Source organism: Kitasatospora sp. NPDC090308 (genome assembly GCF_044769485.1).
Classification (GTDB): domain Bacteria; phylum Actinomycetota; class Actinomycetes; order Streptomycetales; family Streptomycetaceae; genus Kitasatospora; species Kitasatospora fiedleri.
In genome coordinates this window covers 154,879-179,879 of record NZ_JBIVXY010000004.1, presented here as the reverse complement: position 1 = coordinate 179,879, position 25,001 = coordinate 154,879, and the positions used below count along the sequence as shown (strand labels likewise).

Here is a 25,001-nt window from a genome sequence, read left to right as displayed (position 1 = left end):
CCCGAAAGGCCGTTCGGCCTGGGGGCGGGAGGGCGGGGGAGGGTCAGCGGGTGCGGTGGTCGATCAGGGCGGCGATGCCGTCGAGGATGCGGGCGATGCCGAAGTCGTAGGCGTCGTCGCGGCCACCGGGGGGTTCGGCGAGGGCGGCGGCGAGGGCGGGGTAGCGGTCGGCGTGGGTGTGGACCAAATCGCCGAGGGCGCGCAGGAGTTCGGCCTCGGGGGAGCCGTCGCGGGACTGGCGGTGCTGGGCGGCGATGGTGCGGACGTGGCCGACCAGCAGGACGGCGGCGTCCATGCGTTCCGCGCCGGACAGGCCGTGGCCGTCGAGGGCCGCCACCACCCGTTCCAGCCAGGCCAGTTCGCGCGGGCCGGTGGGGCGCGGGGCGGCGAGGGCGTCCAGCAGCCAGGGGTGGGCGGCCAGCACGGCGGACATCCGGTGGGCCCAGTCGGCGAGCTGTTCGCGCCACGGGGCGTCGCTCGCGGGCGGGGGGTCGCCCGCGGCGTGCTCGACCATCAGGGCGACCAGTTCGGCCTTGCCCGGCACGTACCGGTACAGCGCCATCTTGGTGTGGTCGAGCAGCCCCGCGACCCGCTGCATGGACACCGCCGCCAGGCCCTCGGCGTCCGCGATGCCGACCCCGGCGCGGGCGATCGACTCCAGGCTCAGGGACGGCTTCGGCCCCCGGGTGGGCCGGGCGGGCGGGCCCCACAGCAGCCGCAGCGCCGCGTTCGGTTCCGGCACGGCCCCTCCTCGCTCCGCGGGCCGGCCTTGTGCGCGGCCCGGAACTGTGTCTACCGTACACAGCAATGAACCGCGTCCGCTGGACGCAGTTTCTCGGCGGTGACGTCACCCGAGGAGGAAGCACGTGCGGATACTGATCTCCGGCGCCGGCATCGGCGGCCCCGCGCTCGCGTACTGGCTCGCCCGGTACGGACACCGGCCCACCGTGGTCGAACTCGCCCCCGGACTGCGGGCCGGCGGGCAGGCCGTCGACTTCCGCGGCCCCACCCACCTGACCGTCCTGCGCCGGATGGGCCTGCTGGACGAACTGCGCGCGCACCGCACCGGCGGCACCCCCATGACCTTCACCGACCCGCGCGGCCGGACCAGGCTGCGGCTGCCCGCCGAGTTCGCCGGCGGCGAGGTGGAGATCCCGCGCGGCGACCTCGTCCGGCTGCTGCACCGGCACAGCGCGCCCGGCACCGAGTACCTGTTCGGCGACACCGCCACCGCCCTGCGGCAGCGGCCCGACGGCGTCCTGGTCTCCTTCCGGCACGCCCCCGAACGGCACTTCGACCTGGTGGTCGGCGCCGACGGCCTGCACTCCCGGGTCCGCGCCCTCGCCTTCGGACCGGAACGGCGCTACGTCCGCCACCTCGGCTACTACGCCGCCACCTGGCCCTTCCCCAACCGCCTCGGCCTGCCCGCCGGCAGCACCGGCGTCAACACCCCCGGCCGGCTCGCCGCCGCCGGGGCCGACCCCCGCGACCCCGCCCGGGCCGGCGCCTTCCTGCTGTTCGCCTCGCCCGAACTGCCCCTCGACCGGCACGCCCCCGCCCGGCTCAAGGCACTGCTGCGCGAACGCTTCGCCGACCTGCCACACCCCGTCCCGCACCTGCTCGCCACCCTGGACGAGGTCGACGACCGCGACCTGTACGTCGACTCGATCAGCCGCGCCGACGTCCCCGCCTGGTCCGACGGCCGGATCGCCCTGCTCGGCGACGCCGCCTGCGGCGCCACCATCGGAGGGATGGGCACCGGCACCGCCCTGGTCGCCGCGTACGTCCTGGCCACCGAACTCGCCCGCGCCGACGGCGACCACCGCGCCGCACTCACCCGCTACGAACGCACCGTCCGCCCCTACGCCCGACGCTGCCAGCGCGGCGGCGACCGCACCGGGCCCTTCCTCGCCCCGCGCACCGCCCGCGGCCTGTGGCTGCGCAACACCCTGCTCGGCCGGCGCCCGCTGCTGGACCGGATGCTCGCGATGGGGGAGGACATCGCCACCCTCGACCTGCCCGAGCCCGCCCGGGCGCGGCAGGGGTGAGGGGGCGGCCGTCGGTCCCGTTCCGTCGGGGGTGAAAGTTTCGCGGGGCCGGCAGGCTCCTCGGGGCGGCCGGGCGCGGGTGGGACGGGCGCGAAGGGCCTGTTCGACAGCGGTTCGACGGTGGTACGGCCCGGTGGCGCGGAGTCAGGGGCGGTCGGGGCGGCGGGAGTTCGCGGGGTCCGGGGCCTGCCGTGAGGGCGGGGCGGGCCGCTAGCATCGGGCGCGGTTCGTTGCGGGAGCGCTCCCACGTTCCGGTTCCCGCATCGGCCCCGGTCAGCATGCCCCCCACCCGGCTGCCGTCCGCCTCTCCCACCCGAGAGCACCCCACCGGAGGACACCGTGCACACCCCCGACCCGCACCGGCACACCCCCGTCCCGCCCGTCCGGCCGACCCGTCGGGCCGCCGCCCTCGCCCTCGCCGCCGCGACCGCGGCCGTCGGCCTGGTGGTCGCCGCCCAGGGCGGCGCGGGCGCGGCCGTGCAGGGCAGCCTCGCCGCCGACACCCAGTTCTACAAGGACCCGACCTCGCAGGTCGTCAAGTGGGTCGCCGCCAACCCCGGGGACTCCCGCACCCAGGTGATCTCCAAGCGGATCGCCAGCCAGCCGCAGGGCATCTGGTTCTCCAACTACCGCCCCGACAGCGTCACCTCCGACGTCCGCGCGGTCACCTCGGCCGCCGCCCAGGCCGGCCAGGTGCCGGTGCTGGTGGCCTACGCGATCCCCAACCGGGACTGCGGCGGCGCCTCCGCCGGCGGCGCGCCCGACCTGCCCTCGTACGACGCCTGGGTCGGCAAGTTCGCCGCCGGACTGGGCAGTTCGCGCACCGTGGTGGTGCTGGAGCCCGACTCGATCGCGCTCACCACCTGCCTGAGCGCCCAGCAGCAGAACGACCGGTTCGCCTCGCTGGCCCGCGCCGTCACCACCATCCACGCCGCGAACCCGAACGCCAAGGTCTACCTCGACGGCGGCCACTCCACCTGGAACTCCGCCGCCGAGCAGGCCAACCGGCTGCGCGGCGCGGGCGTGCTGAACGCGGACGGCTTCTTCACCAACGTCTCCAACTTCAACACCACCGCCAACGAGAGCTCCTTCGCCCGCAACGTGCTGAACGCCCTCGGCAACCCCGGCAACCTGCACGCCGTCATCGACACCAGCCGCAACGGCAACGGCCCGGCGGGCAGCGCCTGGTGCGACCCGTCCGGCCGCCGGATCGGCAACTACCCGACCGCTGCGACCAACGACAGCGCCGTCGACGCCTTCCTGTGGATCAAGCCCCCGGGCGAGGCCGACGGCTGCGCCGCCGCGGCCGGGACGTTCGTCCCCGACATCGCCTACCAGCTGGCGCAGAACGCGCCCGACCCGAGCACGCCGTCCCAGCCGCCGTCCTCGCAGCCGCCGACGTCCCAGCCCCCGACCTCGCAGCCGCCCACCTCGCAGCCGCCGGCCGGGAACGCGGCCTGCTCGATCGCGTACCGGGCCAACTCCTGGGCGGGCGGCTTCACCGCCGACGTGACGGTGAAGAACACCGGCTCCGCCGCGATCTCCGGCTGGACGCTCGGCTGGACCTTCCCCGGCGACCAGAAGGTCACCAGCGCCTGGAACGCCAGGGTCACCCAGAGCGGGGCCGCCGTCACCGCCACCGACCTCGGCTACAACGGCACCCTGGCGGCCGGCGCGTCCACCGCCTTCGGCCTGCAGGCGACGTACGGGTCGAACAACACCACCCCGACCGCCTTCACGCTGAACGGCACCGCCTGCACCACCTCCTGAACCACCCTCCCCAGCCCCGCCGGCCACCCCCACCCGAGGGCCGGCGGGGCACCCTTCCGTTCCGCCCCGCCCGCTCCGCGCGGGTCAGGGCCGGAGCTGGACGGCCGTCACCATCACGTAGCCGACCAGCAGTCCGAACAGGCACACCGCGGTGATGTACCGGGGGGTGAACGGCAGCCCCGCGAGCGACGGGTAGAGCAGGACGGCGCCGCCCGCCGCGAGGTCGGCGATGTACAGGCCGTCGGGCGGGACGATGCCGGTGCTGCGGGCGGCCCAGCCGGTGGCGATCAGGAAGCCCGTCAGCAGGGTGAACCCGGACAGCAGCCCGGACCCGATCGCCCCGAGCGTGGGGTGCGGTTCCGGGAACGGCTCGCCCTCCGGGACCTCGGGGCGCAGCCGGTTCGCCACCGCGAGCGCGCCCACCGCGAGCACCAGCGCCCCGAGGGCGCCGAGCAACGGAGCAAGGTTCAACGTCTCCTCCTGGAGAACACGAAGTGCTGTCCGGCGAGGGCCGCGAGCGCGGCCGGCAGCAGGACGGTGACGAGCAGGACGGTCGCCCAGACCGAGGGTTCGAGCGGGCCCGGCCCGGCCGGGGCCTCCGGCGGCGGGGCGGCGACCAGGGTCGAGGGGGCGGTGCCGGGTGCCGGGACGGGGGCGGGTGCCGGGGGCGGCGGGCTCGCCGCCCGGGCGACGGCCGTCGAAGCCGGAGCCGGAGCCGGGGCCGCGGTCTGGGACTGCGGGTGGGGGGAGGCGGACGGGGTGCGGAGGGGCGTCGGGTACGAGGCGGCGGGAGGCGCGGTCGGGGCCGGGGCCGGGAGCGGCGTCGGGTGCGCAGTGGGTGCGGGGGTGGGAACGGGAGTTGGCGACGGGTGCGGCGTGGGTGTCGGGACGGGGGTGGGTGTCGGGACGGGGGTGGGTGTCGGGGTGGGGGTCGGGGTGGGCGTGGGTGCCGGGTGGTGGCAGTGCCACGGCCACGGCCAGGGCGGGTGGTGCGGCAGGGGCAGCGAGGGCAGCGAGGGCAGCGGAGGCAGGGGCGGGAGCGACGGGAACAGGGGCAGGGGCAGGGGCGGCGGGTACGCGCCCGCGGCATGGTCCATTGCCCGATCATCGGACCGTTCCGGTGGTGCGCGGTAGCCGTTCGGGGTCAAACCCCACCGGCCGGTGAACCCTCCCGGGCTGCGGCGGAACGTTCGAACGCGGATCGGTCGCCCGTTCGGTCGGTGGCGGCCGCGGTCAGGGCCACCGCCGCCGCGGCGAGCACCGGCAGGCCGGTCCCGAGCAGCAGGGCCAGGACCGCCGGGCAGCTCACGGCCGCGGCCAGGCGCGGCGCGCCGGTCAGGACCCGGACCGCCGAGGCCGTGCAGGTCAGGTAGACGGTGAGGAACAGCGCGGTGGGGACCGCCACCAGCTGAGCGGTGGTCAGCACGCCCCAGCCGACCAGGGCGAACAGCGGGACGCCGATGAGCGCGGTCGCGGCCGGTACCGCGAGCGCACCGCGTCGTCCGGCCGCCGCACCGGACGGGAGCAGGGCGTCCAGCAGGGCGGCGGCGCCGGTCAGATAGGTGTTGGTGGCGGCCAGGGTCAGGACCAGGGCCGCGCCCGCGGCCAGCAGCGGGCCCCGGTCGCCGATCGCGGCGCGCATCAGGTCGGCGAGCGGCACGGAACCGCCCGCGCCCGGGCCGAGCACGGCGACCGTCGCGGCCGCCAGGCCCAGGCAGAGCAGCGAGGTGACGGCGAAGGCGATCAGCACCACCCGGCGCAGCTGGCGGCGCGGGTCGCGCAGCCGGGTGGTCAGCGAGGCGGCGGCCTCCCACCCGACGAACGCGAACATCAGCGGCGGCGCGGCCCGCGCGACGCCCGTCCAACCGTGCGGCAGGAACGGCGTCCAGTGCGCGGCCCGGGCCGCCGGAGCCGCACCGATCACCGCGAACAGCACCAGCCCCACCAGCGCGGACACCAGCACCAGTTGCAGCCCGGCACCGGTGCGCACCCCCAGCAGCCGCACGGCCAGCACCACCGCCAGCAGCACCAGCCCCGCCCGGACGGCCGCGCCCCCGTCCGCGCCGACGGCCGCCGCCGCGTAGCTCCCGCCGATCAGGCAGACCACCGGCGCCCCCGCGACCACCCCCGCCAGGAAGCACCACCCCGCGGCCCGGCCCGCCCGCGCCCCCAGCCCGGCCGCCGTGTACCCGGCCACCCCGCCGGACGACCCCAGCCGGGTGCCCAGCCCGCAGAACACGGCCGCGATCAGCCCGGACAGCGCCAGCAGCCCCAGCCACGCCACCAGCGAGGCCGGGCCCGCCGCCCGCGCCGCGAGCCCCGGCAGGAGCAGCAGGCTCGGCCCGAGCAGCGCACCGATGTACAGCGCGGACGCCCCGGCGGTGGACAGCAAGGCGGCCGGGCGGGAGGAGCCCCGGCGGGAGGCCCGGGAGGCCCGGGAGGCTCGGGAGGCTCGGGAGGCTCGGGAGGCTCGGGAGGTGAGGAGGCGGGGGCGGGGGTGGGGGCGGGTCGCGGACGGGGTGTCGGTCATGCCCTGATCCTGGCCCCGATCGCGTGGCACCCGCTGGTGAAATCCGCGCCGCGACGGGGCCCGGACGGCATGCGCTGCCGCGCGGCGGTCGTTTCGCGGCACCACGTGCCGGGGCTAGGGTGCGGGGCATGCCGAGTCCGCAGTACGACCGCATCGACCGCGCCATCCTGGCCCACCTCCAGCGCCACGGCCGGACGCCCAACGTCGACCTCGCCGAGGCCGTCCGGCTCTCGCCCTCCTCCGCGTTGCGCCGGACGAAGGCGCTGGAGGCGGACGGGGTGATCGCCGGGTACCGGGCCGAACTCGACCGGGAGCGGGTCGGGTTGGGGCTGACGGTGTTCGTGGCGCTGCGGGTGGAGCAGCACTCGCGGGAGACCTCCCGGCACATCGAGGAGTCGCTGTGCGCGATCCCGGCGGTGGTCGCCTGCCACGTGGTGTCGGGCGAGGCGGACTTCCTGGTGGAGATCGCCGTCCCGGACCTGGCCACCTACGAGCAGGTGCTGCTGGACGAGATCCTCGCGGTCGGCCCGGTCCGCGACGCCCGCTCCACCTTCGCCATCCGCACCGTCCGGTCCCGGGGGCCGCTGCCGCTCGACCACTGGCCGCCCCGACGGGGGTAGGACGGGGGCGGGTACCCGGGCTACCGGTGGGTACGGAAGACTGGGCCGGGGCGGTGAGCGCCGTCGTCCCACCGCTCCGCCGTACCGTCGTTCCGTCGTCGCGTCCGTCCCGTACCGGAGGTGCCACCGTGGCCGAACCCCTGATCGCCGCCGTCGGCGGACTGCACCCGCAGGTCGACCCCGAGGCGTTCGTCGCGCCCGGGGCGGTGGTGGTCGGGGCGGTGACCGTCGCCGCCGGGGCCAGCGTCTGGTACGGGGCGGTGCTGCGCGGGGACGCCGAGCGGATCAGCGTCGGCGCGCTGACCAACATCCAGGACAACTGCACCGTCCACGCCGACCCGTCCTTCCCCGCCGTCCTCGGGGAGCGGGTCTCGGTCGGCCACAACGCCGTCCTGCACGGCTGCACGGTCGAGGACGACGTGCTGATCGGGATGAGCGCCACCGTCCTCAACGGCGCCCGGATCGGGGCCGGTTCGCTGGTCGCGGCCGGCGCGGTCGTCCCGCAGGGCATGCAGGTGCCGCCCGGGTCGCTGGTCGCCGGCGTCCCCGCGAAGGTCAAGCGCGAGCTCACCGAGGAGGAACGGGCCGGCATCCGGGCCAACGGCGAGGGCTACCAGCTGCTGGCCGCCGCCCACGCCCGGGACGTCCCCGGGGCGGGCCGCTGAGACCCGGCCGCCCTCCGACCGGTTCCGGGCGGCGGCTCAGGAGACGAAGCCGACGACGCCGAAGCCCGGGCGCTTCTCCACCTGGCGCAGCCAGCCGACGACGTCGGAGACGGCGTCCGCCACGGCGGGCTCCAGCGGCGGGGCGTGGTCGTCCCGCTCGGTCCGCTCGAACTGCTCCAGCGCGGCCAGGCACTGCTCGTGCGTCCACTCGCCGCAGCGCGGCAGGTCGTCCGAGGGGATTCCGCTCGGCAGGCCCCCGTAGTAGCCGAACTCGGCCACCGAGACCGCCGTGATCCGCAGCGCCCGCAGGCCCTCGTCGACCATCTCCAGCCAGGAGCCGCGGAACGGCGAGAAGCCGGAGTTGTCCAGGAAACTGCCGGTCAGCTCGCACAGGCGCTTGTAGGCGTAGCCGTACTGGAAGACGTACGGGGAGTCCGCCGGGTAGGGGCCGCCGTGCACCACCGCGTGCAGCGCCTCCGCGGCGGTCGGCGCGCCTTCCGCTATCTCGTCGGAGAACCAGTCGTCGTCCGCGGCGAGGCGGGCGCCGAAGCGCTCGCCGATCAGCCGGAGCATCTGATCGTCGCCGGAGCCGACCAGGCCGCGCACGGCGGCGGTGTCGATCAGGAAGGGGCTCAGGGAGGAACTCATGTGATCACCCTAGGCGCCGTGACCGACAGTCAACTCGGGCGTCCGGCAGTCACAGCAGGCCACGTCCGGGCGCGGCGTCCGACGGCCAGTGGCCGGAGCGGGCCAGGGTGAGGACGAGGGCGGCGATGTTCCAGGCGTCGTCCGCGCCGCTGTGGTGGCGGCCCTCCAACGGGAGGCCGGCCAGCTCCAGGGCCTGCGCCATGCCCGGGCGCCGGCGCAGGCCGCGGGCGTCCGTGAAGACCGCCTTGGCGTTGGTGTGCCGGTGGCCGAACGGGTACGCGGTGCCCGTGGCCCGGCACTGGCGGGCGAACTGCCGCTGGTCGTAGTCGCCCCAGCTGGCCCAGGGCCGCTCGCCCGCCCGGTGCTCGGTGGCCAGCAGGCGGCAGGCGGCGGAGAACGGCAGGCCGGTGTCCACCTCGGGCCCGGTCAGGCCGGTCAGTTCGGTGCAGAAGGCGCTGACGGTCGAACGCTGGGGGCGGACCAGGACGCGGTGCCGGCCGACCCGCTCCAGGGAGTCGAGGTCCACCACCGTCAGCCCGATCTCGATGATCTCGCTGACCTGGCCGGGCGGCGGCTGCCCGTCCCAGCAGGTGGCCTCGATGTCGACCACGTTCAACAGCCCCTGCGGCAGCCCGTGTTCCATGGGGGGATGATGGGCGGAGCCCGCCGCGCCGGTCAATCGGATATCGCCGTCGCCGACCGGCCGCAGTCAGTGGTGGCCGGGCGTCGCGACGGGGGGTGTGCTGTCCGGTGAGGTCGGGGACGCGGCACTGGCTGATCGTTGCTCTGCGCGGGGACATCGAGCCGTGCGGCACCGGTCCGCAGCACGTGGATGAGACCGGCCAGGGCCGTCCGGTCCGGGATGCGCGGTCGCCCGGGGGGCCTGTCGGCCCCGGCCGACCCTCGTCGGCGTCGCCGGCGGGTTCGGCGGCACCCGCTCCGGCTCCACCCGGCCCGGCCGGAACGCGGAGGTCTCCTCCACCCGCTCCAGCGCCTTGCCCCGGCTTCGGTGACCTGGCCGCGGCATCCTCGTTGGAACGATCATGATGTTGACCCATGACCCGCACCGCGGCCCGTCCGAGAGCGCTCCCGCGCGGCGCGCACTCCCACCAGTGACAGCCGGAGGCGCCGGCACCGGGCAGGAAGGGCTGGACCGCATGATCGCGCTCCCCGCCGCCGCCACCCTGGGCACCGACCACCACATCGACGGCGCCCAGACCCTCGCCCGGCTCGGCGCGGACCGCGTCTACATGATGGGCGACAACCCGGCGCTGCCACCGATGCCCGCCAGGCCCACCCTGGCGGACTTCTTCCGCCTGCGGCTCGCGCAGGATCCTTTCACCGCCCTGCACCTGATCCACAGCGCCCGCCGCGCCCGCGCCCTCGACCTCGGCGACGCGGTGGTCACCGCCTGCCTGCTGCACGACATCGCCGTCGGCGGCCTGCTGCGCAGCCACCACGGGCACTGGGGCGCCCAGCTGGTCGCCCCCTACGTCAGCGAGGAGGTCGCCTGGGCGATCCGCCAGCACGAGGTCCTCCGCTTCTTCCCCGACCCCGCGGTGGGCTATGACTACCCGCAGGCCTACGACGCGTTCTTCGGCGCCGACTACCGTCCGCCCGAGCACGTGCGGCACGCCTACCGTCAGGCCCGTGCCCACCGCTGGTACATGACGGCGCGCCTGGTCACCCTCAACGACCTCTACACCTTCGACTTCGACCCGGCCGAGGCGATCGACATCGGCGAGTTCGAGGACGAGCTCGGCCGCTGCTTCCGGCAGCCCCGCGAAGGGCTGGGGTTCGACGACTCGCCCTCGGCACACATGTGGCGCACCATGATCTGGCCCAACAACTTCCTGTAGCGCGGCTCGGCGGCGCCGCGGACTCCGGCCGGCCGTGGCGGTCTCGGTCCCCTGGTCGCGCAGAGCTGCCTGACACAGCCGCTCGACCATGACGGGACGAGCCTCGGGGTGGCTGTCGACCGAAGGGGGGCGGCGGACGGCCGACGTCGCGGAGCTGATCTGCTATCCCGTGAAGGGGTGCGCGGGCACCTCGACGACCGAGGCGCTCCTGACGCCGGCGGGCCTCGCGCACGACCGCAGCTTCATGGTCATCGGCGAGGACGGCACCTACCGCACCCAGCGCCGCCACCCCCGCCTCGCCCTGGTCCGGCCCGCCGTCAGCCCCGACGGCACCCGGCTCACCCTCGACCCGGCCGACGGTACGGACCGCTTCGGCACGGTGCGCCTCGACGTGACGACGACCGCGCCCCGCCGCGACGCCGACCTGTTCGGCACCGCCTTCCGGGGCATCGACCGGGGCGACGAAGTCGCCGCCCGGCTCTCGGAGTTCCTCGGCACCCCCAGCCGCCTGGTCCGGGTGCCGCCCGAGCACGACCGGATCGCCGACGGCCTGACCCCCGGCCCCGCCGGCTACGCGGACAGCAGCGCCGTCCACCTGCTGTCCCGCGCCTCGCCGGCCCTCCTCGACCGGCGACTGGCCGAACGGGGCGCCCCGCCCCTGCCGATGAACCGCTTCCGCCCGGACACCGTCGTCGGCAGCCACGGCCACGACGACGAGGGCCACGGCGACGACCGGGCGGCCGTCCCGCACGCCGAGGACCGGGCGCGCCGCCTCACCATCGGCGCGGCCGAGTCGGGCTGCGCCGAACTCGCGGTGCGCTGCGCCGTCACCCTGGTGGAGCAGGAGACCGGGGCGCGCCGGGGCCCGGAGCCGCTGCGCACCCTCGCGGGCTACCGGCGGGCCGCGAGCGGCGGCGTGGTGTTCGGGACGAAGTTCTCCGTGCTGACACCGGGAAAGCCGTCGGTCGGCGACGAGGTGGCCGTCCGGGAGTGGGAGGAACCCGAACGGATTTCCTGGGCCCTGTCCGGCAAGACCGGCCGGACGGGGTCCAACGGGGTCCAACGGGGCCTAACGCCAGAGCGGTTCCTCGGCCCGGTGTTCGGCCTCGCGCAGCACCCGCAGCACGTTGCGGCCGGTCAGTGCCTCCAGCTCCGTTGCGGACCAGCCGCGTTCGGCCAGTTCGTCCAGGAGGAGGGGGTAGCCGGACACGTCGGGCAGGTCGACCGGCTGCCGGTCGACGCCGTCGTAGTCGCCGCCGAGGCCGATGTGGTCCAGGCCCGCGACCTCCCGGGCGCGCTCGACGTGGTCGGCGACCTGGGCGGCGGTGGCCTCGGGGCGCGGGTGGGCGTCCAGCCAGCGCTTGAGCTCGGGCGGCGGGGGCCCGCCCGGACCGGCGGCGAAGGCGGCGGCGATCTCCTCGGCCGCGGCGGCCGGGCTCTCGCCCGGGGCCGGGTGCCGGGGCCAGCTCCAGGACGCCGGGGGCAGGCCGAGGCGCTCCCGTTCGGCGGCCGACTCGGCCCGCCAGGAGGCGACCTCGGGCGAGATGAAGTCGGGCACGAAGGTCAGCTGGACCACCCCGCCGTTGGCCGGGAGCAGCGCCAGCACCTCGTCGGAGACGTTGCGGGGGTGGTCGTTCACGGCGCGGCAGGAGGAGTGGCTGAAGATCACCGGGGCGGTGGAGGCGGCCAGGGCGGCCCGCTGGGTGGACTCGGCGGTGTGCGAGAGGTCGACCAGCACGCCGATCCGGTTCAGTTCGGCGACCACGGCCAGCCCCGCCGCGGAGAGGCCGCCGACACCGGGGGAGCCGGGGTCGGTGGCGGAGTCGGCCCACGGCGTGTGGTGGTTGTGGGTGAGCGTCAGGTAGCGGACGCCCAGCCGGGCGTAGGCGCGCAGCACGCCGAGCGAGGAGGCCAGCGAGTGGCCGCCCTCGATGCCGAGCAGCGAGGCGATCCGGCCGTCGGCGATCGCCGCCTCGACCTGGTCGGCCGTCACGGCCAGCCGCAACTGCCCCGGGTAGTGGGCGATCAGCCGGTGGGTCAGGTCGATCTGCTCCAGGGTGGCGACGGCGGCCACCGGTTCGGGCAGGTCGGAGGGGACGTAGACCGACCAGAACTGCGCGCCGACCCCGCCCTCGCGCAACCGGGGCAGGTCGGTGTGGAGTTCGGGCCGGTGCCGGTCCAGCCCGGCCACCGAACCGCCGCTGCGGGCCCGCAGGGCGACCGGCAGGTCGTTGTGGCCGTCGAACACCGGGCTGCGGCGCAGGACCTCCCGGACGACGGCCTGCGGGGAACCGGCCGAACCGGCGGAGCCGTCGGAACCGGCGGAACTCTCAAGGTGGGCCGGGTCGGCGGGGCCCGGGTCGGCGGGGCTCGGATCGGCGGGGCCCGGTGCGGTGCGGTCCGTCATGGGGCGGTGGCTCCTGTTCGCGGGAGGGGGAGGGCGGCGCGGCGCCGGGCCTGGCGGTCCGGGTCGGGCACCGGCAGCGAGGCGATCAGCCGCCGGGTGTACGGGTGCTGCGGATCGCCGAGCACCCGGGCGGTGGGCCCGGACTCGACCACCCGGCCCCGGTGCAGCACGGCGACCCGGTCGGCCACCCGCTCCACCACGGCCAGGTCGTGGCTGACGAACAGGGCGGCGAAGCCCAGCTCGCGCTGGAGCCGGGTGAACAGCTCCAGCACCTGCGCCTGCACCGAGACGTCCAGCGCGGAGGTCGGCTCGTCGGCGATCACCAGCGCCGGGTCGAGGGCCAACACCCGTGCCAGCGAGGCGCGTTGGCGCTGGCCACCGCTGAGCTCGTGCGGGTGCCGTTCGGCCGTCCCGGCCGGCAGCCGGACCTGCTCCAGCAGCTCCCGGACGCGCGCGGCGACGGCGGCCCCGTCCAGCTCGGGCCGGTGCACCCGCAGCGGCTCGGCCACGCAGGCGCCGATGGTCAGGTGCGGGTTGAAGCTGGTGGCCGGGTCCTGGAAGACGTAGCCGAGCCGGCCCCCGCGACCGGCCGCGGTGCCGCCGGCGCGGCGGCGCGGGCCGGTGCGGAGCGTCTCGCCGAGGACGGTGAGGGTGCCGCCGCTGACGGCGGTGAGCCCGGCGAGGGCGCGCCCGATGGTGGTCTTGCCGCTGCCGCTCTCGCCGACCAGCCCCAGCACCTCGCCCGCGCCGATCTCCAGGTCCACCCCGTCCACGGCCCGGAACGCCCGGCGGCCCAGCCGCCCCGGGTACTCGACGGTCAGGCCGCGGGCCGCGACCACCGGCGCGGCGCCCCCGTCGGCGGGCCGGGCCGGGCGGGGTGCGGCCTTCCCGAAGTCCGGTACCGCCGAGAGGAGTTGGACGGTGTACGGGTGCTGCGGCGCGGCGAACAGCTCGCGGACGGGGGCCTGCTCCACGATCCGGCCCTCGCGCATCACCGCGACGCGGTCGGCCAGGTCGGCCACCACCCCCATGTTGTGGGTGATCAGCAGCAGCGCCGTGCCCAACTCGTCCCGGCAGCGGCGCAGCAGGTCGAGGATCTCGGCCTGCACGGTCACGTCCAGCGCGGTGGTGGGCTCGTCCGCGACCAGCAGCCGGGCCCCCAGGGCGAGGGCCATCGCGATGACGGCGCGCTGCTGCTGACCGCCCGACAGCTGGTGCGGGTAGTGGTCGACCCGCCGCTCGGGCTCGGGGATGCCGACCTGCCCCAGCAGTTCGACCGCGCGGGCGCGCCGCTCGGCGCGGGTGCCCCGGCCGTGCGCGCGCAGGCCCTCGGTGAGCTGCCAGCCGATCGGGTGCACCGGGTTCAGCGCGGTGGCGGGCTCCTGGAAGACCATGGCCGCGGCCGTCCCGCGCAGCGCCCGCAGCGTGCGGCGGTCCGCGGTCAGCACGTCCACCGGCCCGGCGTCCCCGTGGTCGAGCAGCACCCGGCCCCGGGCGGCGGCCGACTCGGGCAGCAGGCCGAGCACGCTGCGCGCGGTGACGGTCTTCCCGCTGCCGCTCTCGCCGACCAGCGCCACCGCCTCCCCGGCCGCCACCGCCAGGTCCACGCCCCGGACGGCGAGGGCCGGTCCGCTGTCGGTGGCGAACGACACGTGCAGGTCCTCGATCCGGAGCAGCTCCGTGGGCGGCGTCTTGGGCTCAGGCACGGCTCTGCTCCGGGGTGTCGGCGAGCGGGACGGCGGGCGGGGCGGGCGCGACCGCGGGCGGGACGGCGGGCGCGTCGACGACCGCGTCGACCACCGCGGGGGCGGCGGCGACCGGCGCGGCGGTCCCGGCGGGGGCGGTGCGCGGCGCCCGGCGGCGGCGCAGGCGCGGGTCGGCGAGGTCGTTGAGGCTCTCGCCCAGCAGGGTCACGCCGAGGACGGCGAGGACCGTGGCGGTGCCCGGGGCGAGCGCCGTCCACCAGATGCCCGAGGTGACGTCGGGGACGGAGCGGTTCAGGTCGTAGCCCCACTCGGCGGCGGAGTTGGGCTCGATGCCGAAGCCGAGGAAGCCGAGGCCGGCCAGGGTGAGGACGGACTCGGCGGCGTTCAGGGTGAGCAGCAGCGGCAGGGTGCGCACCGAGTTGCGCAGCACGTGCCGGAACATGATCCGCAGGCGGCCGGTGCCGATCACCCGGGCGGCCTCCACGAAGGGCTCGGCCTTGACCCGCAGCACCTCGGCGCGCACCACCCGGAAGTACTGCGGCACGAAGACCAGCGCCACCGAGCAGGCCGCCGCCGTCAGGCCGCCGACCAGGCTGGAGCGCCCGCCGCTGATCACGATGGACAGCACGATGGCCAGCAGCAGCGAGGGGAAGGCGTACAGCGCGTCGGCGACCCCCACCAGCAGCCGGTCCGGCCAGCCGCCCAGGTACCCGGAGACCAGGCCGAGCAGGGTGCCGGGCAGCGCCGACAGCACCAGCGAGAGCGCGATGACGGCCACGGCGGTGCGGGTGCCCCACAGGGTGCGCGCGAGCACGTCGTAGCCGCCGACGGTGGTGCCCAGCGGGTGGCCGTGGCCGGGCGGCTGCTGCGAGCCGAACAGCGCTCCACCGTCCTGGAGTTGGGCGTGGCCCCAGGGTGCGAGCCAGGGCGCGAGGAGGGCGGCGAGCAGGAACAGCGCGGTGAGCCCGGCCCCCGCCAGCAGCATGCCGCGCTGCAGGCCGACGCTGCCGCGCACCCGCTGCGGCACCAGCCGGGACAGCCAGGACGGACGGTCCGCACCGGGTGGACGGGAGGGCTCGGAGGGGCGGGACGGCTCGGAGGAACGGGAGGGCTCGGAGGGGCGGGACGGCTCGGGCGGACGGGACGGCGAGGACGGGGAGGACTCGCGGGACGGCTCGGACATCAGTACCTCACCCGGGGGTCGATCAGCGCGGCCAGCGCGTCCACCAGGAAGTTGACCACCGCGACCACCACCGCGAACAGCGCGACGATGCCCTGGACGGCGGCGAAGTCGCGCACTGTCAGGTAGTGGGCCAGCTGGTAGCCCAGGCCCTTCCACTCGAAGGTGGTCTCGGTGAGCACCGCCCCGCCGAGCAGCCCGGCCACCTGGAGGCCGAGCACCGTCACCACCGGGATCAGCGCGGGCCGGGCGGCGTGCCGGGTGATCAGGCGCAGGCCGCCGACGCCGCGCGAGCGCGCCGCCGCCACGTACTCGGTGTCCAGGGTGGCGATCAGGTGGGTGCGCACCAGCCGCAGCAGCACGCCGGCCAGCAGCAGGCCGAGGGCCAGCCCCGGCAGCACGCCGTGCCGCAGCACGTCGGCCACCGCCGCGCCGTCGCCGCTGCGCACCGCGTCGACCAGGTAGAGGCCGGTGGTGCTGGACAGGTTCTGCAACTCCAGTTCGACCTGGATCGAGGCGCGGCCGGAGACCGGCAGCCAGCCGAGCCCGACCGCGAAGACCAGTTTGAGCAGCAGCCCGACGAAGAAGACCGGCGTGGCGTAGCCGAGGACGGCGGCCAGGCGCAGCACGGCGTCCGGGGCGCGGTCGCGGTAGCGGGCCGCGACCGCGCCCAGCGGGACGCCCACGGCGACGGCCACCAGCAGGGCCCAGCAGGCGAGTTCGAGGGTGGCCGCGCCGTAGGTGCGCAGCACCGCGGAGACGGCCTGGTTGTCGGTGGCGGTGCGGCCGAAGTTGCCGGTGGCGGTCTGCCGCAGGTAGTCCAGGTACTGGGTGAGCAGCGGCCGGTCGTAGCCGGCCGCGTGCAGTTTCTGCTGGAGCTGGGCCGGGGTGAGCCGGTCGGCGAAGGCGGTGGTGACCGGGTCGCCGGTGGCCCGCATCAGGAAGAAGACCGTCGTGAGCAGCAGGAAGACGGTCGGGACGACGAGCAGGAGGCGGACGGCCAGGTAGCGGGCCAGCGGCGAGCGGAGCACGGCCGACAGGGGTCGGCCGTGCTCCTGGCGTCCGCGTCCGCCCAGGGGTGGGGCGAGCGTCATGGCGGGATCTCTCGGGTGTTCGGGGTGCGCCGGTCGGCGGGGGTCAGCTCTTGCTGAGCTCGGCCCAGCGGAACCGGTAGGCGCTGTTCAGCCGCTCGGGCACGCCCTGCACGCCGGCCCGGGTGACGATCGCGGTGGACCCCTGGAGCAGCGGCAGCAGCGGCACCTGCGCGGCGGTGGCGTCCTGCACCTGCTCGATCTGCCGGGTGCGGGCGGCCGGGTCGGTCTCGGTCTCCTCCTGCTTGATCAGGGCCTGCACGGCCGGGTCGTCGTAGCCGCTGTTGACCCAGCTGTCGTGGGAGAAGAACGAGCCGACGTAGTTGTCGGCGTCCAGGTAGTCGGCGTACCAGCCGAGCTGGTAGAGCGGGTAGAGGTCGGCGACCCGGTCCTTGCCGTACTGGGACCACGCGGTGGACTGGAGGTCGACCTTGAACAGGCCGGTGGCCTCCAGCTGGGTCTTGATCAGGGCGTACTCGTCGGCCGAGGAGGAGCCGTAGTGGTCGGTGTTGTACTGGAGGTGGAGGTCGACCGGGGTGCTGACGCCGGCGGCGGCGAGCACGGCGGCGGCGGCGTCCTTGGAGGGGCCGCCGTTCTTGTCGCCGTAGAGCCTCTTGAAGGACGCGGTGGCGCCGGTGATGCCGTCCGGCACCGAGGTGTAGAGCGGCTCGAAGGTGTTCTTGTAGACCTGGGAGGCGAGTTGGGCCCGGTCGACGGAGTGGGCGACGGCCTGCCGGACGGCGAGCGCCTTGGCCGGGTCGGCCTGGCCGGTCGCGCTGCCGTAGGGCTGGGTCTTGAAGTCGAAGACCAGGTAGCGGATGCCGTTGCCGGAGCCGGTGTGGACGGTGACGTCCTTCTTGCCGGAGAGGTCCTGGAGGTCGGCGGTGGGCAGGGTGCGGTAGACGGCGTCGATGCCGCCCTGCTGGACGTCCAGCTTCAGGTTGTTCGGGTCGGTGTAGTACTTGAGCCGGACCTGCGCGGTCTTCGGCGTGCCCAGCTGGCCCCGGTAGGCGGAGTTGGCCTCGAAGGCGACGAGTGAGTTCTTGGCGTAGCTGGTGATGCCGTAGGGGCCGTCCCAGGGCTTGCCCTTGACCACGGCGTCGTCGTCGAGGACCTTGTCGGCGGGGAAGACCTCCTCGTCCAGGACGAAGCCGGCGCCGGTGGAGAGCACCTGCGGGAAGAGGCTGTCGTTGGCCGACTTGAGGGTGAACACGACAGTGGTCGGGTCCGGGGCGGCGACCGAGGCGAGGTTGTAGAGCAGCGAGGACGGGCCGTTCTTGTCGGCGATCCGCAGCTGCCGGTCGAAGCTGAACTTGACGTCGGACGAGGTCAGGTCGTGGCCGTTGGCGAACTTCAGGCCGGGCTTCAGGGTGGCCGTGTACTGGGTGGGCGCGGTCAGCTTGACGTCGGTGGCCAGGTTCGGCGAGACGTCCGAGGTGCCGTTCCTGGCGCTGAGCAGCGGGGAGTAGACCTCGTCCGCGATGGTGCCGGAGCCGGCGTCCCAGGAGCCGGCCGGGTCGAGGCTGACGATCTGGTCGGTGGTGCCGATGGTCAGCACGGAGGCCGCGCTGCCGCCGGAGGCGGAGCCGCCGGCCTTGGCGCTGGTGCAGGCGGTGGCGGAGACCAGGACGGCGGCGCTCAGCGCGAGCGCGGCGGTGGCGCGTCGGCGGGGCGCCGGGGTGGGTATGGCGACGGTCGAACGGCCGTGTCGGGCAGGGGACTTGTGCATGGACGGTCTCCGGGTTCGCGGGTGCGCGGGTGCGGCGGCGGTCGCCGGCGACGCGGCAGCGGTGCGGGCGCGGGATGCGGCGGGCACGCTGGGCGCGGGGCGGGCGCGGGGCCTGGTGAGCGGCGGGACGGGCACCGCCGGGCCGCCGGTGGGCGGGGGGGGCTGTCGTGCTCAGCGACAGAGCGAACTGGAGACCATGAGCAGGTCGATGTGGCGGCGGCTGTACAGAGCCGTGGGCACCCTCGTCCTCCCGGTCGTGGTCGGTCCGGGCGTGGCACCGGAACTCGTGGCGAGGCACGAAGGTAGATCAACGGCCGGGGCCGGTCAAGGGGAGCGGTCGGCGCTCCGGGGGTGCTCCACCGGTCGCCCGGTGGGCCGCAACTCTCCTGCGGCACAGGATAGTTAACTGATCATCAGGCAATATTGCCGGGGCCGTTCCGGTGACGGGCGTTCACCTCGCGTGCCGGGATCGCCACACGGTGGCAATGCAATCTTCACGACACGGTATCTACCCGCATAGACAATCGGCTGCCACGCTGGCTCGGAACCGCCGACAGGGCCCAACGCGCCTTCCCGCAGCGCCACTTGCGCGTTGGCCCTGCCCTGCCCTGCTCTGCCCTGCCCTGCTCCGCCCGCTGCGCCGCGCCGCCCCTGTTGCCCCCGTCCCTCCGTCGAGTCCAGGAGTGCCCCCGTGCCGAATCGTTTCCTCCGCCGTTTCGCCGCCTTCGCCACCACCTCCGTCCTCGCCGCCGGAGCCGTCACCATCGGCACCGGCACCGCCGAGGCCGCGCTGCCCACCCCGGTCTCCGCCGCCACCGCCCGCAGCTACCTGGCCCAGTTGACCGTCAAGGCCGAGAACCGCACCGGCTACAACCGCGACCTGTTCCCGCTCTGGATCACCATCTCCGGCACCTGCAACACCCGCGAGACCGTGCTCAAGCGCGACGGCTCCGGCGTGGTCACCGACGCCAACTGCGCCGCCACCTCCGGCACCTGGTTCTCCCCGTACGACGGCGCCACCTGGCACGCCGCCTCCGACCTGGACATCGACCACCTGGTGCCGCTCGCCGAGGCCTGGGACTCCGGCGCCTCCGCCTGGACCACCGCCCAGCGCCAGGCCTTCGCCAACGACCTGACCCGCCCCCAGCTGCTCGCCGTCACCGACAGCGTCAACCAGGCCAAGGGCGACAAGGACCCGGCCGAGTGGCTGCCCTCGGTGACCGGCTACCGCTGCACCTACGTCCGCGCCTGGGTGCAGGTGAAGTACTACTACAAGCTGTCCGTGGACAGCGCCGAGAAGACCGCGCTCACCAACATCCTCAACGGCTGCTGAGCGCCGCGCCGTTCGACCCGGACCGTCCGCGCGGAACCCCGCGCGGACGGTTTGGGCGTTTGCGCACGCGAATGACCGAAATGTCCGATCGGCGCGCCTTCGTCCTGGTCAACGCGGTTCTCCGGCATCCTTGCTGACGGAACGACGGACGGCTGGACACGGGCGGAGGGCTGACGGATGGACAGGCGGAGCTTCCACCGGGCGGGGGTCGCGGCCGGCGCCGGGCTGTTCACGGCCGCGGCGGGCGGACGGGCCTACCCGGCCCAGGAGTACGGAGCCCAGGCGTACGGGCCCCAGGCGTACGAGGCCCAGGGCTACCCGGCACCGGCCTACGCGGTGCCGACGTACGAGCCGCACGGGTACGAGACCCAGGGCTACGGGGCGCACGGCTACCCGGCACCGGCGTACATGGTGCCGGCCTACTCGGCGCCGGCGCCCGCGGCGCCCGCGTACGTCGTGCCGCCGCGCACGGCGCCGTACGGGGCGGTGCTCTCGGACGGGCTGGCGGTGCCGTGGACGCTCAGGCAGGTGGTCGCCGGGGACCTGAACGTCTGCTACGCGGAGTGCGGCCCGCCCGACGGCCCGGTGGTGGTCTGCCTGCACGGGTGGCCGTACGACATCCACAGCTTCGCCGAGGCGGCCCCGCTGCTGGCGGCGCGCGGCTACCGGGTCCTGGTGCCCTACCTGCGGGGCCACGGCCGGACCAGGTTCCGCTCCGAGCAGATCCCGCGCAACGCCCAACAGGCCGCCGTCGCCCGGGACCTGATCGCCCTGCTGGACGCGCTCGGGGTCAGCAGCGCCCTGCTGGCCGGGTTCGACTGGGGCGCCCGGACGGCCGCGATCGTCGCCGCGCTGCGGCCCGACCGGGTCAAGGCCCTGGTGTCGGTGGGCGGCTACCTGATCACCGACGTCCACGCCCAGGCCGACCCGCTGGGCGCGGAGGCCGAACACGCCTGGTGGTACCAGTACTACTTCACCACCGAACGCGGACGCCGCGCCCTGCTCGACCGCCGGCTGCGCCGCGACCTGTGCCGACTGGTGTGGCAGACGGTCTCGCCCGGCTGGCAGTTCGAGGAGCAGGTCTTCGACCGCACCGCCACCGCCTTCGACAACCCCGACTACCCGGAGATCGTGGCGCACAACTACCGCTGGCGCCTGGGCCTGGCCGGCGGCGAGCGCCGCTACGACGCCGACGAGCGGCGGCTCGCCGACCGGCCGGTGATCACCGTGCCCGCCGTGGTGCTCGACCCCGCCCTCGACCCGTTCACCGCGCCCGGCCGGGGCCGCAGCTACCGCGACCGGTTCGTCGGGCCGTACCTGCACCGCACCGTCGACGGCGTCGGCCACAACCTGCCGCAGGAGGCGCCCGGCGAGTTCGTCCGGGCGGTGCTCGACGCCGACCGGCTGTGAGCGACCCCGCGGACGGGACGGGACGGGCCGGGCGTGGGGCCCCGTTGGGCTCCGCGTCACCGGGTGAAGGATTGACGAACAGTCAGACCGCCCCCTGGACAAGCCGTTACCCGTCGGTAAGTCTCGTGTGACGTGACCGACACCACCAACGCCACCGCCGCGCCCCGCCCGCCGCGCCGCCGGGTGATCCAGGCCGCCGCCCTCACCGCCGGGGCCCTCGCCCTGCCGCTCACCGCCCCGGCCGGCCGGGCCGACGCCGCCGACACCCCCCGGTTCCTGCACGGCGTCGCCTCCGGCGACCCGCTGCCCGACGGCGTCCTGCTGTGGACCCGCCTCACCCCCACCGCCGACGCCCTGCCCGGCTCCGGGCTCGGCCCCGACACCGCCGTCCGCTGGCAGCTCGCCACCGACCGCGACTTCACCACCGTCGTCGCCACCGGCACCGTCACCACCGGCGCCGCCACCGACCACACCGTCAAGGCCGACGTCCGCGGCCTGCGGCCCGACACCGCCTACTGGTACCGCTTCCTCGCCGACGGCGCGACCTCCCCCGTCGGCCGCACCCGCACCACCCCCGCCGCCGACGCCGCCCCCGACCGGCTGCGCCTGGGCGTCGCCTCCTGCGCCAACTGGGAGGCCGGCTACTTCGCCGCCTACCGCCACCTCGCCGCCCGCGGCGACCTGGACGCCTTCCTCTTCCTCGGCGACTACATCTACGAGTACGCGAGCGGCGCGTACGGCACCCGCGGCACCGTGGTGCGCCCGCACGCCCCCGCCCACGAGATCCTCACGCTCGCCGACTACCGCACCCGGCACGGCCGCTACAAGACCGACGCCGACCTCCAGGCGCTGCACGCCGCCGTCCCCACCATCGCGATCTGGGACGACCACGAGTTCGCCAACGACGCCTGGTCCGGCGGTGCCGAGAACCACACCCCCGGCACCGAGGGCGACTGGTCCGCCCGGGTCGCCGCCGCCAAGCAGGCGTACTTCGAGTGGATGCCGGTCCGCCCGTCCGTGGCCGGCACCACCTACCGGCGGCTGCGCTACGGCAAGCTCGCCGACCTGCACCTGCTCGACCTGCGCTCGTTCCGCTCCCAGCAGGCCGCGGTCGGCGACGGCCGGGTCGACTCCGCCGACCGCACCCTCACCGGCCGGGCCCAACTCGACTGGCTCAAGGCCGGGTTGGCCGCCTCCGACACCACCTGGCGGCTGGTCGGCAACGAGGTGATGATCTCCCCGGTGGCCTTCCTCTCGCTGCCCGACTACCTGCTCCGACCGCTCGCCCAACTGCTCGGCCTGCCCGGCGAGGGCCTCGCCGTCAACGTCGACCAGTGGGACGGCTACACCCACGACCGGCGCGAACTGCTCGCCCACCTCAAGGACCACCGCATCACCAACACCGTCTTCCTCACCGGCGACATCCACTCCGCCTGGGCCTGCGACGTCCCCTACGAGGCCGCCACCTACCCCGCCTCCGGCAGCGCCGCCACCGAGTTCGTGGTCACCTCGGTCACCAGCGACAACATCGACGACATCCTCAAGGTCGCCCCCGGCACGCTCTCCCTGGTCGCCGCCGCCGCGATCCAGGCCGCCAACCGGCACGTCAAGTGGACCGACCTCGACTCGCACGGCTACGGCGTCCTCGACATCACCCCCGAACGCGCCCAGATGGACTACTACGCCCTCTCCGACCGCACCAGGACCGACGCCACCACCCGCTGGACCCGCTCCTACCGCACCCGCACCGGCACCCAGCAGATCGAACGCGTCAACTCCCCGGTCGCCTGACGCCCTGTCCGCCGTCCGCCGCCGCCGTCCACCCTCGTCCGCCGCCCGGGGGCGGCGGACGTGGTCACCGGACGTCACCCCGGTAGGGTCGGCAGCCACGCCGTTGGAGACGTGCCCTCCGGGGCGGAAGGGCGGCCCGACCGTGCGCTCCGCACCGCACCCGCTGCTGGCGCACTTCCTGGCCGCCGCCGAGGGCCGCTTCCCGCCCGCGGACGGGCGGGTGACGGTGCTGCCGCCGCTGCCCGGCGGGCTGGAGTGCTCGGTGGCGTTCACCGGGCACGCCGTCGTCGCCACCGCCCTGGACGCGCGCCAGGTCGCGGACGGCGGCGCGGACGGCTACGGGGGCTCGCTCGACCCGCGCTTCCTGCTGCGCCTGGCCGGGCCGGACGGCTGGATCGGCGTCACCGACGCCACCCTCACCGCCCGCGCCACCGGCGGCCCGCCCCGCCTCGGCCCGCTGCCCGGCCTCGACGACCACCCGCGGGTGCGCTTCGCCCGCTCCCAGCGCACCCGCGTCACCGTCCACGGCGACGGACGCGGACTGGTCACCCTCGCCCACGGCCTGGCCGGCCGCCACGAACTCAGCGTCGAGCTGCACGACACCCGCCCCGACGGCCGGGGCCACGGCCGCACCCTGCTGCACGACGCCCTCACCCTGCTCCCCGCCGGCACCCCCGTCTTCGCCGCCGTCGCCCCGGGCAACGCCCGCTCCCTGCGCGCCTTCCTCGCCGCCGGCTTCACCCCCGTCGGCAGCGAGGTCGTCCTGCGCCCCGGTCAGTCCAGGTCGTCGGGGCCGGGAACGCCGCCGTAGGCCGGGGCGAAGAGGACCAGGGCGACCAGGTCCTCGGTGATGTCGTGGAAGCGGTGCGGTTCGCGGGCCGGGACGAAGAGCGAGCTGCCGGGGCCGACGTCGACGGTGCGGTCGCCGGAGGTGAAGCGGGCGCGGCCCCGGGTGACGACGTACACCTCGTCCTGGAGGTGCGGGGACTGGTCGTCGGCGGAGCCCGCCGGGAGCGAGTAGGTGCCGAAGCTCAGGGCGGGCACGCTCAGGTGCTCCGCGTAGTGGGGGGAGCCGTCCGGGGCGGGGCGGAAGCGGCCGCTGTCGATGATCTCCATGACGGCCGATCCTCGCACGGGGGACGGGTGTCGGGGGAGGGGTGTCGGGGGGGAGGGTCGCGGGGGAGTCGGCCGGGGCGGTGAGCGGGGTCAGCCGAGGCGGGCGAAGGTCGCGGGGACCGGCAGGGTGGTCCAGCGGTCGAGGGGCCAGACCAGGATGCGGGCCCGGCCGATCACGTTGCCGACCGGGAGGAGGCCGCCCGCCGGGTTGTGGAGCTGCTGGTAGCGGGAGTCGAGCGAGTCGTCGCGGTGGTCGCCCATCACCCACAGGAACCCCGTCGGGACCTGGACCGTGCCGACCGGGAAGTCGTCGCAGGGGGTGGAGCCCGGGTACAGGTAGGGCTCGTCCAGGGCGGTGCCGTTGACCTTCAGGGGCTGGCCCGCGTCGCACTCGACGGTGTCGCCGCCGACCGCGATCACCCGCTTGATCAGGTCCTTCTCGTCGGCGGCGGGCATCAGTCCGAGGTGGCTCAGCACCCCCCGCACGATGCCGCCGGAGCCGGTCGGCTCGGTCAGCCAGCCGCCCGGGTCGCGGAAGACCACCACTTCGCCGCGGTGCGGCTGCTCGCCCAGCCAGGGGCTGAACTTGTCGACCGCCACCCGGTCGTCCTTCTGCAGGGTGCCCATCATGGAGCCGGACGGGATGACGAACACCTGCACCAGGAAGGTCTTGACCAGCAGCGACAGCAGCAGCGCCGCGACCACGCAGCCCGCCACCGTCCGCCCCCGGGAGGGGCCGAGCCCCCGGCGCAGCCGCTGCCGCCACCCGGAGTCGGAGCCGGACGGCCCGTCGGCCGACGAGGTGCCGTCGGCGGAGGTGGCTGCGGTGGTCACGGCGGCTCCCGGGGCGGACGGTGGCGGGCTGCGGGTGATGACGGCTGACAGGCCGACGGAGCGGGCGGTCGGCAGGTCGGACGGTCGGTCGGAACGGCCGTCATCGTACGTGCACCGTGCGTGTGTTCGGCGTAAGGCGACGCCCCCTCAGGCCGCGCCTCCCGCCCCCGGACGCGGGTGTGGGCGCCCCCGGGCCCCCCCCCCGGCCGGCCCCCCCCCCCCCCCCCCACCCACCCCCCCCCCCCCCCCCCCCCCCCCCCCCCC

Annotated in this window: 22 protein-coding genes and 1 pseudogene; 10 read left to right on the top strand and 13 right to left on the bottom strand. The window is 75.5% G+C overall.

Annotation, left to right across the window (positions count from 1 at the left end):
* Positions 1-43: 43 nt before the first annotated feature.
* Entirely contained in the window at positions 44-742 is a 699-nt protein-coding gene (locus ACIQVD_RS11360; protein WP_400685230.1) for a TetR/AcrR family transcriptional regulator, read from the bottom strand.
* A gap of 124 nt (positions 743-866) precedes the next feature.
* Here ACIQVD_RS11360 and ACIQVD_RS11355 point away from each other — a divergent pair, with 124 nt between their 5' ends.
* Positions 867-2,048 carry an FAD-dependent monooxygenase gene (locus tag ACIQVD_RS11355; protein ID WP_402288015.1) on the top strand — a complete coding sequence of 394 codons (1,182 nt, stop codon included), beginning with the start codon at positions 867-869 and terminating at the stop codon, positions 2,046-2,048.
* 339 nt (positions 2,049-2,387) lie between these two features.
* Positions 2,388-3,818, top strand: a complete 1,431-nt coding sequence (locus ACIQVD_RS11350) for a glycoside hydrolase family 6 protein (protein ID WP_402288012.1) — start codon at positions 2,388-2,390, stop codon at positions 3,816-3,818.
* Positions 3,819-3,902: 84 nt separating this feature from the next.
* On the opposite strand, the gene ACIQVD_RS11345 is transcribed toward ACIQVD_RS11350, so the two are convergent.
* From ACIQVD_RS11345 to ACIQVD_RS11335, 3 genes are read right to left on the bottom strand one after another with little or no spacing between them, the layout of a single operon-like run.
* Positions 3,903-4,289, bottom strand: coding sequence for a hypothetical protein (locus ACIQVD_RS11345; protein ID WP_159073217.1), 387 nt, complete (start codon positions 4,287-4,289; stop codon positions 3,903-3,905).
* Positions 4,286-4,915 carry a hypothetical protein gene (locus ACIQVD_RS11340; protein ID WP_402288008.1) on the bottom strand — a complete coding sequence of 210 codons (630 nt, stop codon included), beginning with the start codon at positions 4,913-4,915 and terminating at the stop codon, positions 4,286-4,288. The genes ACIQVD_RS11345 and ACIQVD_RS11340 overlap by 4 nt, the downstream gene beginning before the upstream one ends.
* A gap of 47 nt (positions 4,916-4,962) precedes the next feature.
* Complete coding sequence (locus ACIQVD_RS11335) at positions 4,963-6,348, bottom strand: APC family permease (RefSeq protein ID WP_402288006.1); 1,386 nt, start codon at positions 6,346-6,348, stop codon at positions 4,963-4,965.
* A 128-nt stretch (positions 6,349-6,476) separates the two neighbouring features.
* On the opposite strand from ACIQVD_RS11335, the gene ACIQVD_RS11330 reads away from it, so the two are divergent.
* Together ACIQVD_RS11330 and ACIQVD_RS11325 are read left to right on the top strand one after the other, a co-directional pair.
* Entirely contained in the window at positions 6,477-6,968 is a 492-nt protein-coding gene (locus ACIQVD_RS11330) for an Lrp/AsnC family transcriptional regulator (RefSeq protein WP_400685243.1), read from the top strand.
* Between the two features lie 128 nt (positions 6,969-7,096).
* Positions 7,097-7,633: a gamma carbonic anhydrase family protein gene (locus ACIQVD_RS11325; protein ID WP_400685246.1), complete on the top strand. Its 537-nt coding sequence runs from the start codon at positions 7,097-7,099 to the stop codon at positions 7,631-7,633.
* 36 nt (positions 7,634-7,669) lie between these two features.
* Here the strand turns inward: ACIQVD_RS11325 and ACIQVD_RS11320 are convergent, their stop codons facing one another.
* Together ACIQVD_RS11320 and ACIQVD_RS11315 are read right to left on the bottom strand one after the other, a co-directional pair.
* Positions 7,670-8,281: a hypothetical protein gene (locus ACIQVD_RS11320; RefSeq protein ID WP_400685248.1), complete on the bottom strand. Its 612-nt coding sequence runs from the start codon at positions 8,279-8,281 to the stop codon at positions 7,670-7,672.
* A 49-nt stretch (positions 8,282-8,330) separates the two neighbouring features.
* Positions 8,331-8,924 carry an exonuclease domain-containing protein gene (locus ACIQVD_RS11315; RefSeq protein ID WP_402288001.1) on the bottom strand — a complete coding sequence of 198 codons (594 nt, stop codon included), beginning with the start codon at positions 8,922-8,924 and terminating at the stop codon, positions 8,331-8,333.
* Positions 8,925-9,438: 514 nt separating this feature from the next.
* Here ACIQVD_RS11315 and ACIQVD_RS11310 point away from each other — a divergent pair.
* On the top strand, positions 9,439-10,140 hold the full coding sequence (locus ACIQVD_RS11310; protein ID WP_400685254.1) for a hypothetical protein: 702 nt from the start codon (positions 9,439-9,441) through the stop codon (positions 10,138-10,140).
* An 88-nt stretch (positions 10,141-10,228) separates the two neighbouring features.
* Positions 10,229-11,149 (top strand): annotated as a pseudogene (locus ACIQVD_RS11305) (MOSC domain-containing protein); the annotation flags it as partial.
* 60 nt (positions 11,150-11,209) lie between these two features.
* Here the strand turns inward: ACIQVD_RS11305 and ACIQVD_RS11300 are convergent.
* Genes ACIQVD_RS11300 through ACIQVD_RS11280 form a run of 5 tightly spaced genes read right to left on the bottom strand, consistent with a single transcriptional unit; the run spans position 11,210 to position 18,253 of the window.
* Entirely contained in the window at positions 11,210-12,547 is a 1,338-nt protein-coding gene (locus ACIQVD_RS11300) for a dipeptidase (protein WP_402287998.1), read from the bottom strand.
* The gene (locus ACIQVD_RS11295; protein ID WP_402287996.1) at positions 12,544-14,253 is read right to left on the bottom strand and encodes a dipeptide ABC transporter ATP-binding protein; all 1,710 of its coding nucleotides are present in this window, start codon (positions 14,251-14,253) and stop codon (positions 12,544-12,546) included. The genes ACIQVD_RS11300 and ACIQVD_RS11295 overlap by 4 nt, the downstream gene beginning before the upstream one ends.
* A complete protein-coding gene (locus tag ACIQVD_RS11290) occupies positions 14,246-15,436 on the bottom strand; it encodes an ABC transporter permease (protein ID WP_402287994.1) in 1,191 nt (396 codons plus the stop codon). The genes ACIQVD_RS11295 and ACIQVD_RS11290 overlap by 8 nt, the downstream gene beginning before the upstream one ends.
* Complete coding sequence (locus ACIQVD_RS11285; protein WP_282204157.1) at positions 15,436-16,527, bottom strand: ABC transporter permease; 1,092 nt, start codon at positions 16,525-16,527, stop codon at positions 15,436-15,438. Before ACIQVD_RS11285 ends, ACIQVD_RS11290 begins: the two co-directional genes overlap by 1 nt.
* Before the next feature lie 43 nt (positions 16,528-16,570).
* Entirely contained in the window at positions 16,571-18,253 is a 1,683-nt protein-coding gene (locus ACIQVD_RS11280; RefSeq protein ID WP_402287991.1) for an ABC transporter substrate-binding protein, read from the bottom strand.
* A 763-nt stretch (positions 18,254-19,016) separates the two neighbouring features.
* On the opposite strand from ACIQVD_RS11280, the gene ACIQVD_RS11275 reads away from it, so the two are divergent.
* From ACIQVD_RS11275 to ACIQVD_RS11260, 4 genes are all read left to right on the top strand, one after another.
* Complete coding sequence (locus ACIQVD_RS11275) at positions 19,017-19,586, top strand: HNH endonuclease family protein (RefSeq protein WP_402288656.1); 570 nt, start codon at positions 19,017-19,019, stop codon at positions 19,584-19,586.
* A gap of 408 nt (positions 19,587-19,994) precedes the next feature.
* Positions 19,995-20,996, top strand: a complete 1,002-nt coding sequence (locus tag ACIQVD_RS11270) for an alpha/beta fold hydrolase (protein ID WP_402288653.1) — start codon at positions 19,995-19,997, stop codon at positions 20,994-20,996.
* 132 nt (positions 20,997-21,128) lie between these two features.
* Positions 21,129-22,787 (top strand): alkaline phosphatase D family protein, encoded by a 1,659-nt coding sequence (locus ACIQVD_RS11265; RefSeq protein WP_400685269.1) that lies wholly within the window; start codon positions 21,129-21,131, stop codon positions 22,785-22,787.
* Positions 22,788-22,929: 142 nt separating this feature from the next.
* Positions 22,930-23,598: a hypothetical protein gene (locus tag ACIQVD_RS11260; RefSeq protein ID WP_402287988.1), complete on the top strand. Its 669-nt coding sequence runs from the start codon at positions 22,930-22,932 to the stop codon at positions 23,596-23,598.
* Here the strand turns inward: ACIQVD_RS11260 and ACIQVD_RS11255 are convergent.
* Both ACIQVD_RS11255 and lepB read right to left on the bottom strand, forming a co-directional pair.
* Entirely contained in the window at positions 23,562-23,903 is a 342-nt protein-coding gene (locus ACIQVD_RS11255) for a cupin domain-containing protein (RefSeq protein ID WP_400685273.1), read from the bottom strand. The genes ACIQVD_RS11260 and ACIQVD_RS11255 overlap by 37 nt on opposite strands.
* A gap of 90 nt (positions 23,904-23,993) precedes the next feature.
* Complete coding sequence (gene lepB, locus ACIQVD_RS11250) at positions 23,994-24,737, bottom strand: signal peptidase I (protein WP_402287985.1); 744 nt, start codon at positions 24,735-24,737, stop codon at positions 23,994-23,996.
* Between the last annotated feature and the right edge of the window lie 264 nt (positions 24,738-25,001).

Coding starts and splice junctions, on each gene's coding strand:
- ACIQVD_RS11340 (WP_402288008.1), bottom strand. CDS start 4,915: ATGGACCATGCCGCGGGCGCGTACCCGCCGCCCCTGCCCCTGCCCCTG.
- ACIQVD_RS11335 (WP_402288006.1), bottom strand. CDS start 6,348: ATGACCGACACCCCGTCCGCGACCCGCCCCCACCCCCGCCCCCGCCTC.
- ACIQVD_RS11330 (WP_400685243.1), top strand. CDS start 6,477: ATGCCGAGTCCGCAGTACGACCGCATCGACCGCGCCATCCTGGCCCAC.
- ACIQVD_RS11320 (WP_400685248.1), bottom strand. CDS start 8,281: ATGAGTTCCTCCCTGAGCCCCTTCCTGATCGACACCGCCGCCGTGCGC.
- ACIQVD_RS11315 (WP_402288001.1), bottom strand. CDS start 8,924: ATGGAACACGGGCTGCCGCAGGGGCTGTTGAACGTGGTCGACATCGAG.
- ACIQVD_RS11310 (WP_400685254.1), top strand. CDS start 9,439: ATGATCGCGCTCCCCGCCGCCGCCACCCTGGGCACCGACCACCACATC.
- ACIQVD_RS11300 (WP_402287998.1), bottom strand. CDS start 12,547: ATGACGGACCGCACCGCACCGGGCCCCGCCGATCCGAGCCCCGCCGAC.
- ACIQVD_RS11290 (WP_402287994.1), bottom strand. CDS start 15,436: ATGTCCGAGCCGTCCCGCGAGTCCTCCCCGTCCTCGCCGTCCCGTCCG.
- ACIQVD_RS11285 (WP_282204157.1), bottom strand. CDS start 16,527: ATGACGCTCGCCCCACCCCTGGGCGGACGCGGACGCCAGGAGCACGGC.
- ACIQVD_RS11280 (WP_402287991.1), bottom strand. CDS start 18,253: ATGCACAAGTCCCCTGCCCGACACGGCCGTTCGACCGTCGCCATACCC.
- ACIQVD_RS11270 (WP_402288653.1), top strand. CDS start 19,995: ATGGTGCCGGCCTACTCGGCGCCGGCGCCCGCGGCGCCCGCGTACGTC.
- ACIQVD_RS11255 (WP_400685273.1), bottom strand. CDS start 23,903: ATGGAGATCATCGACAGCGGCCGCTTCCGCCCCGCCCCGGACGGCTCC.